The organism is Pseudonocardia pini, from assembly GCF_013870575.1.
Lineage (GTDB): Bacteria > Actinomycetota > Actinomycetes > Mycobacteriales > Pseudonocardiaceae > Pseudonocardia > Pseudonocardia pini.
In genome coordinates this window covers 1-7,303 of record NZ_JACBXB010000229.1, presented here as the reverse complement: position 1 = coordinate 7,303, position 7,303 = coordinate 1, and the positions used below count along the sequence as shown (strand labels likewise).

The following is a 7,303-nucleotide window of genomic DNA, read 5'->3' as shown; positions in this document are numbered from 1 at the left end:
CTCGGCGGCCTCCAGCTCGTCCTGCACGACGATCCCGCCGAGCCCCGATCGGCGGACGACACCCTCGAGGGTGGTGGGACCCGCCACGCAGAGTGTCCGGAGGACGCCGGAGCGATGACGGACGGGAGTCACGACCTGCACGTCGTCGCCCCTCTCTCGACCTGCCCCGACACCGGCGTCGGGGGCTGCGAGCCGGGGCACCCCTCTGCGGGCCGCCCCGACTGCGAGCTCGACAGTAGGAGTCCGGCGGCGCCGTGCCTCCATCCCCAGGGGGGAGACTCGTACCCATTTCGAGTGAACGGTCACGCGGAGTAGGAGACCCGTCAGCGGGGGCGGACCAGGCTCGCGGTGACCAGCGAGGCCAGCTCGGCGTAGGCCTGGCTGTCCGAGAGGCCGGTCGCGGCGGCGACCTCGCGCTGCTGGATGCGCACCATCTGCGCCGCGACCAGGTCGGCCACGAACCCCGCATGCACGCTGCGGAACGTGCCGTCGGCCACGCCCCGCTCGATCAGCAGGCCGATCCGCCGGGCCGCCGCCCGTGTGTTGCGCTCGTACACCTCGGCCGCGGGCGCGAAGGAAGCGACGTCGTCGAAGAAGGCCGGGCTCGCCGCGGCGAGCTCCTCCGCCACGGCCTCGAGGTAGCTCCGGATCGGCGCGTCGTCGGTCACCGCCTGTTCGACGCGGGCCGTGGCGTCCCGGAAGAACCGCACCACCGCGGCCCGGACGAGCTGCTCCCGGCTACGGGCCAGCGTGTAGAGGGTCCGTTTCGAACAACGCAGGCGGGCCGCCACGTCGTCGAGCGTGAGGTGGGCGAAACCCTCCTCGAGGATCAGCGCGAGCACCCCGTGCTCGAGCTCCGCGCGGCGAGCCTCACCGCGGCGGACAGGGGCGCTGGTCACTCCGGCATGCTCCCACGGCAGGGCTATCGGTACGCTGCTTTACACGATCGTACCGTTATGCGTACCGAACGGAGTGCACCGTGGCCGTCGACCGTCTGCTGCCCAGCCAGGAGGCCGAGGATCTGCTCGACCTGACCCGCGACCTCGCCGACAAGGAGCTCGGCACCCGGGTCGACCGGCACGAACGGGACGAGACCTATCCCGACGGGCTGTTCGCGACGCTCGGCGCCGCCGGCCTGCTGGGCCTGCCCTACCCCGAGGAGTTCGGCGGCGGCGCCCAGCCCTACGAGGTGTACCTGCAGGTCCTCGAGGAGCTCGCCGCCCGCTGGGCGGCCGTCGCGGTCGCGACGAGCGTGCACGGCCTGGCCTGCTTCCCCCTGGCCACCTACGGCACGGACGAGCAGCGGCAGCGCTGGCTGCCGGACATGCTCGGCGGCGACCTGGTCGGCGGGTACAGCCTCTCCGAGCCCCAGGCGGGCTCCGACGCCGCCGCGCTGACCTGCCGCGCCGAGAAGGAGGCGGGCGGCTATCGGGTCACCGGCACCAAGGCCTGGATCACCCACGGCGGCAAGGCCGACTTCTACTCGGTGTTCGTCCGCACCGGCGAGCGGATCTCCTGCCTGCTCGCGCCGGGCCAGGTCGAGGGCCTCTCCTTCGGCAGGCCGGAGGAGAAGATGGGACTGCACGCCATCCCCACCACCACCGCGAACTGGGACGGTGCGCTCCTGGAGGCCGAGCGGCTGCTCGGCGACGAGGGCCAGGGCCTGCAGATCGCCTTCAGCGCGCTGGACTCCGGCAGGCTCGGCATCGCCGCCTGCGCGACCGGGCTGGCGCAGGCCGCGCTCGACGCCGCCGTCGACTACGCGAACGAGCGCACCACCTTCGGCAAGAAGATCGTCGACCACCAGGGGCTGGGCTTCCTGCTCGCCGACATGGCCGCCGCCGTCGACTCGGCACGTGCCACCTACCTCGACGCCGCCCGCCGCCGCGACCTCGGCAGGCCCTACGGCCGCCAGGCCAGCGTGGCCAAGCTCGTCGCCACCGACGCGGCCATGAAGGTCACCACCGACGCCGTCCAGGTCCTCGGCGGCTACGGCTACACCCGCGACTTCCCCGTGGAGCGCTACATGCGCGAAGCGAAGATCATGCAGATCTTCGAGGGGACGAACCAGATCCAGCGACTCGTCATCAGCCGCGGCCTCGCGCGCTGACCTCACCCAAGGAGCCAGAGATATGCAGCTCGACGGCATCGCCGCCCTCGTCACCGGTGCGGCCTCCGGCCTCGGCGCCGCCACCTCCGCCCACCTCGCCAAGCAGGGCGTGGCCGTCTACGGCCTCGACCTCGAGAGGTCCGTCGCCGCCGCCCAGGCCGTGCCCGACGGCGTCACCCTGCTGGCCGCCGACGTGACCGACGAGGAGTCCGTCCGCGCCGCCGTCGCCCGCGCCGCCGAGGGCCCCGAGCCGCTCCGGCTGGTCGTGAGCTGCGCGGGCATCGCGCCGTCGGCGCGGATCCTGTCCAAGAAGGGCCCGCACGACCTCGAGCTCTTCCACACCGTGCTGAAGGTCAACCTGCTCGGCACGTTCAACGTCATGCGCCTCGCGGCCGAGCAGATCGCCCGCACCGAGCCCGACGAGCACGGCCAGCGCGGCGTCGTCGTCAACACGGCGTCCGTGGCCGCTTTCGAGGGCCAGATCGGCCAGATCGCCTACACCGCCTCGAAGTCGGGGGTGGCGGGCATGACCATCACGGCGGCGCGCGACCTGGCCCAGTACGGCATCCGCGTCGTGACGATCGCGCCGGGGATCGTCGCCACCCCGATGCTCGCGGGCCTCCCCGAGGACGTCCAGACGAGCCTCGCCCAGTCCGTCACCTTCCCCCAGCGCCTCGCCGACCCGACCGAGTACGCCCGGCTCGTCTCGATGATCGCCGAGCACGACTACCTCAACGGCGAGACCATCCGGATGGACGGCGCCATCCGCATGGCCGCGCGCTGACTCGGGCCGCGCAGGCTCGGGCCGCGCCGGCTCAGACCGTGGTGTCCTGCGGGACCTCGTCCCGCAGGACCCGCTTCAGCAGCTTGCCCGAGGCGTTGCGGGGCAGCTCGTCGACGAGGTGGACGTGCTTGGGCACCTTGAAGCCCGCGAGCCTGCCCTTCGCGTAGGCGATCAGCTCCGTCGCCGTCGCCGGCTCCCGCAGCACCACGAACGCCGTGACCGCCTCGATCCACCGGTCGTCCGGGGTCCCGATCACGGCGACCTCGGCGACGGCCGGATGCGTGTAGAGCGCGTCCTCGACCTCGCGGGACGCGACGAGCACGCCCCCGGTGTTGATCACGTCCTTGATCCGGTCGATGACCGTGATGTACCCCTCCGCGTCGATCCGGACGAGGTCACCCGAGTGGAACCAGCCGTCGCGGAACGCCTCGGCGGTCGCCTCCGGCTTCTCCCAGTAGCCCTCGCACAGCTGGGGCGAGCGGTAGACGACCTCGCCGAGCCCTCCCGCCTCGACGTCGTGCCCCGCCTCGTCCACCACCCGGATCTCGACGAAGAGCACCGAGCGGCCGCAGGACTCCGAGCGGTCCCGGTGCTCGTCCGGGCCGAGCACGGTGGCGAGCGGGCCGATCTCGGACTGACCGAAGCAGTTGTAGAAGCCCAGCGAGGGCAGGCGCTCCCGGAGCCGCTCCAGCACCGGCCCGGGCATGATCGACGCCCCGTAGAAGGCCTTGCGCAGCGACGACAGGTCCCGGGCTGCCAGGTCCGGGTGCTGGGAGAGCGGCACCCAGACCGTCGGGGCGAGGAAGACCGCGCCGAGCCGGTCGGCCTCGATCCGCCGCAGGACCTCCGGGATGTCCGGGGTCTCCATGAGGTGGTTCGTCGCGCCGACGGCGAGGTACGGCATGAGGAACACGTGCATGCCCGCCGAGTGGTAGAGCGGCATCGGGTGGAGCGGGTCGTCGTCCTCGCGGCACTCCAGGGCCAGCACCGCGGAGACGTACTCGTGGACGAGGGCGCGGTGGGTCATCATCGCCCCCTTGGGGCGGGAGGTCGTCCCGGAGGTGTAGAGGAGCTGGACGAGGTCGGTCTCCGCCACCTCCACGTCGAGCACGGGCACGTGTCCCGCCGAGGCGCGCGCGAGCAGGGAGCCCGGCGCGTCCCGCAGGGGCATCACCTGCTCGACCTCGACACCCGCCCCGGGGAGCCGGTCGGCGAGTGCGGGATCGACCAGGACCACCCTGCTGCCGGACTGGTCGAGCAGGTAGCCGAGCTCGTCCCCGGTCAGCGCGTAGTTGATCGGGACGTGCACCAGGCCCGCCCGCGCCGCCGCGAGGAAGGCGACCAGGTACGCGTCCGAGTTGCGGCCGTACGTCGCGACCCGGTCACCCTTGTCCAACCCGAGAGCGAGCAACGCGGCGGCGGCGCGGGTCACCGCGTCGTCGAGGTCGGCGTAGGTCCACGTGCGGTCCGCGAAACGGAGGGCGGTCCGGCGGGGGAACCGCAGCGCGCTCCGCCGCAGGACGTCGTCGACGGTGCTGGATCGGGTGGCGCTCATCGGCAAGACCTCCTGGTCTGTGACATGGCCGCAGGCTCACCGGCCGCGCGACCCGTCGCTAGTGAACGAAAGTGGACTGCTGCGATCCGCGGCGCGGTGGCAGCGTGGAACGGCGGCGGGATCGGGCGGCGGATGTGCCAGACTCGGGCCCCGACCGGCTGTGACGACGAGGTGATCAGCATGCGGATCGCAGACGACGGCGGCGGCCTGACCGTCCGGGACTACGCCCGGGTGTTCGACGTGCTCGAGCGCGTGAACCCGGCCCGGGACGTGGACGACTTCCGGGAGCGGACGCTGGAGGCGTTCGGCTCGGTCCTGGGATACCGCAACACGACCTTCTTCCGTGGCCCCACCTACGCGACGCTGTTCGAGGACCCGGATCCGCTGCTCAACGGCCGCATGCGCGCCCTGGTTCGCGAGTACCGCTCCGGATGGAGCAAGTACGACGTCTTCTCCCTCCCCGAGTCGCTGGCCCTGCTCGGCCGCACCCACGCCGTGTCGGTCGACGAGCTGCACCGGATGCCCGAGGCTTCCCGCCTGTACCTCGACGACTGGCTGGCCCGCCGCGGACTGCCGTCCGCCAACGCGGTCTACGTGCGGCCGGCCGGCGAGCACGCGCTCATCGGCGTCTTCGGCGAGGAGGGCGTGGTCGGTCCGGCGGACCTGCGGGTCCTGCGCCTGCTGGGCAGGCAGCTGTCCGCACTGTGCCGCCACCTGCCCGGGAGCCGCGAGGACCGGCCCGACCTCGGCGAGCTGTCCCCACGGCACCGGGAGGTCGCGGCCCTGGTGTGCGAGGGCCTGACCAACGCGACGATCGGCCGGGTCCTCTCGCTCACCGAGGGCACCGTGAAGAAGTACGTCAGCCACGTCCTCGCGGCGACCGCCTGCCGGTCCCGGACCGAGCTGGTGCTCCGCCTGCGGTCACCGGGCTGAGCACCGGGCCCGGCGGGACGCAGGGCGACGTCGTCAGCCCGCGGCCTTCTCGGTCTCGTACTTCTGCGACATGTGGGCGATGGCGTCGAGCTGGGCCTGCGCGTGCCCCGCACGACCGGCCTCGGCGAGGGCGGCGGACTCGAGCGTCCGCTCGGCCTGTCCCTGGAACCGCGGGGCGACCTCGTGGGCGAAGAGCTCGAACGACCGCTTGGTGGCCTCCGGGTTCGCCCAGTCGTGGCCCATCAGCAGCATGCTGCCGAACCCGCCGGACTGGTCGACCAGGCGCTGGACCTGCGCCGCCGCCTGCTCCGGGGTGCCGATCACGCCGATGCCGGCGCTGTTGATGAAGTCGATCATCTCCTTGACGGTGCTGCCCGACACCGCGAGCTGCGGGAACGCCGCCACCTTCTGGAAGTACCCGAACCAGTGCTCGATCCCGTGCTCGACGTCGGCGTAGGCCTGCTCGACGGTCTCGGCGACGTGGAACGGGCCCACGAGCCGCCACCCTGCGCGGTCGACCGCCGTGCCCGCCGCCGCGGCCCGCTCCTCCACGATGTTCCAGTGGTGGGCGAGCGCGTCGAAGCCGTCCGGGGTGAGGGTGGCGCCGATGTTGAGCAGGCCGAGCCCGTGCCTGCCCGCCAGGCGCGCGCCGGTCGGGGAGGCGACCGCGGCGACCGCGATGTCGAACAGCGGGTCGGAGTACGGCCGCAGCTGCAGCCGGGCGTCGACCAGCTCGTGGGTGCGGGTCTTGGCGCTGACCGTCTCGCCGGCCAGCAGCCGCAGGATGATGTCGAGGTTGGTCTCGAGCAGCTCGCGGGTGTCCGTGGGGTTCAGCCCGATCATGGCCGAGTCGGTGGGCAGCGAGCCCGGCCCGACGCCGAACAGCACCCGCCCCCGCGTCAGGTGGTCGAGCAGGACCAGGCGGTCCGCCACCCAGAGCGGGTTGTGGTAGGAGATCGAGGTGACGCCGGTGCCGAGCTTGATCCGGCGGGTGCGCTGCGCGGCGGCGGCGATGAAGATCTCCGGGGACCCGATGATCTCCGACCCCGCCGAGTGGTGCTCGCCGATCCACGCCTCGTCGTAGTCGAGGCGGTCGAGGTGCTCGACCAGCTCGAGGTCGCGCTCGAGCGAGGTCGTGGGGTTCAGGCCCGGTGCGTGAACCGGGGCCAGGAACACGCCGAACTTCATCCTGCCCATGGGCTGACTCCTTCGTCTGCGGCTGATGGCTGCCCAGCCTCCGGGCCACCTCGGGTCTCGCCCAGTGGACGAAGGTGACCAGGGACCGTCCACCTTCGTTCAGTGCCGCGGCACCGCGTTCTCGGCCTAGCGTCGCCACCGCACACCCCTCGACGCGGAGGAGACGGCCATGAGGGCCCTGCAGTACCACGGACGCCGCGACATCCGGTTGAACGACGTTCCCGAACCCGAGCCCGGTCCGGGCGAGATCAAGGTCGCGGTGGCGGTCGCGGGGATCTGCGGCTCGGACATCCACGAGTACCGCGGCGGCCCGATCGCCATCCCGGCGACCGAGGCGCATCCGCTCACCGGGGAGCACGCCCCTGTCACCCTGGGGCACGAGTTCTGCGGCACGGTCGTCGCGATCGGCGACGGGGTCACCGACGTCGCGGTGGGCCAACGGGTCGCCCCCAGCGCCGTCGTCCGCTGTGGGACCTGCGCCTCCTGCTCCGCGGGCCTCCCCCAGCTCTGCGCGATGCTCGGCTTCCACGGGCTCAGCGGCGGCGGGGGTGGTTTCGCCGCCTTCGACACGTTCCCCGCCTACCTCGCGCACGTGCTCCCCGACAGCGTGTCCGACCAGGTGGGCGCCCTGTTGGAGCCCTTGGCGACCGGGGTCCACGCGGCCGCCAGGGCCGGGCTCGGGGCAGGCTCGACCGCGCTGGTCCTGGGCGGCGGACCGATCGGG

7 protein-coding genes are annotated in these 7,303 nt (G+C 72.6%); 4 read left to right on the top strand and 3 right to left on the bottom strand.

Annotated features, from left to right (window positions below):
• Positions 1 to 323: 323 nt before the first annotated feature.
• Positions 324 to 899 (bottom strand): TetR/AcrR family transcriptional regulator, encoded by a 576-nt coding sequence (locus H5J29_RS14920; protein ID WP_181781563.1) that lies wholly within the window; start codon positions 897 to 899, stop codon positions 324 to 326.
• A gap of 80 nt (positions 900 to 979) precedes the next feature.
• Between H5J29_RS14920 and H5J29_RS14915 the strand changes: the two genes are divergently transcribed.
• Both H5J29_RS14915 and H5J29_RS14910 read left to right on the top strand, forming a co-directional pair.
• Positions 980 to 2,110 carry an acyl-CoA dehydrogenase family protein gene (locus H5J29_RS14915; RefSeq protein ID WP_181781562.1) on the top strand — a complete coding sequence of 377 codons (1,131 nt, stop codon included), beginning with the start codon at positions 980 to 982 and terminating at the stop codon, positions 2,108 to 2,110.
• Positions 2,111 to 2,132: 22 nt separating this feature from the next.
• The gene (locus H5J29_RS14910; protein ID WP_181781561.1) at positions 2,133 to 2,894 is read left to right on the top strand and encodes an SDR family NAD(P)-dependent oxidoreductase; all 762 of its coding nucleotides are present in this window, start codon (positions 2,133 to 2,135) and stop codon (positions 2,892 to 2,894) included.
• Between the two features lie 31 nt (positions 2,895 to 2,925).
• On the opposite strand, the gene H5J29_RS14905 is transcribed toward H5J29_RS14910, so the two are convergent.
• Positions 2,926 to 4,449 (bottom strand): fatty acyl-CoA synthetase, encoded by a 1,524-nt coding sequence (locus H5J29_RS14905; RefSeq protein ID WP_181781560.1) that lies wholly within the window; start codon positions 4,447 to 4,449, stop codon positions 2,926 to 2,928.
• Positions 4,450 to 4,629: 180 nt separating this feature from the next.
• On the opposite strand from H5J29_RS14905, the gene H5J29_RS14900 reads away from it, so the two are divergent.
• On the top strand, positions 4,630 to 5,382 hold the full coding sequence (locus H5J29_RS14900) for a helix-turn-helix transcriptional regulator (protein WP_181781559.1): 753 nt from the start codon (positions 4,630 to 4,632) through the stop codon (positions 5,380 to 5,382).
• 33 nt (positions 5,383 to 5,415) lie between these two features.
• Here H5J29_RS14900 and H5J29_RS14895 read toward each other — a convergent pair whose 3' ends face one another.
• Positions 5,416 to 6,579 carry an LLM class flavin-dependent oxidoreductase gene (locus tag H5J29_RS14895; RefSeq protein ID WP_181781558.1) on the bottom strand — a complete coding sequence of 388 codons (1,164 nt, stop codon included), beginning with the start codon at positions 6,577 to 6,579 and terminating at the stop codon, positions 5,416 to 5,418.
• A 169-nt stretch (positions 6,580 to 6,748) separates the two neighbouring features.
• Here H5J29_RS14895 and H5J29_RS14890 point away from each other — a divergent pair.
• On the top strand, positions 6,749 to 7,303 hold a 555-nt coding region (locus H5J29_RS14890; protein WP_181781557.1), incomplete at its 3' end, for an alcohol dehydrogenase catalytic domain-containing protein.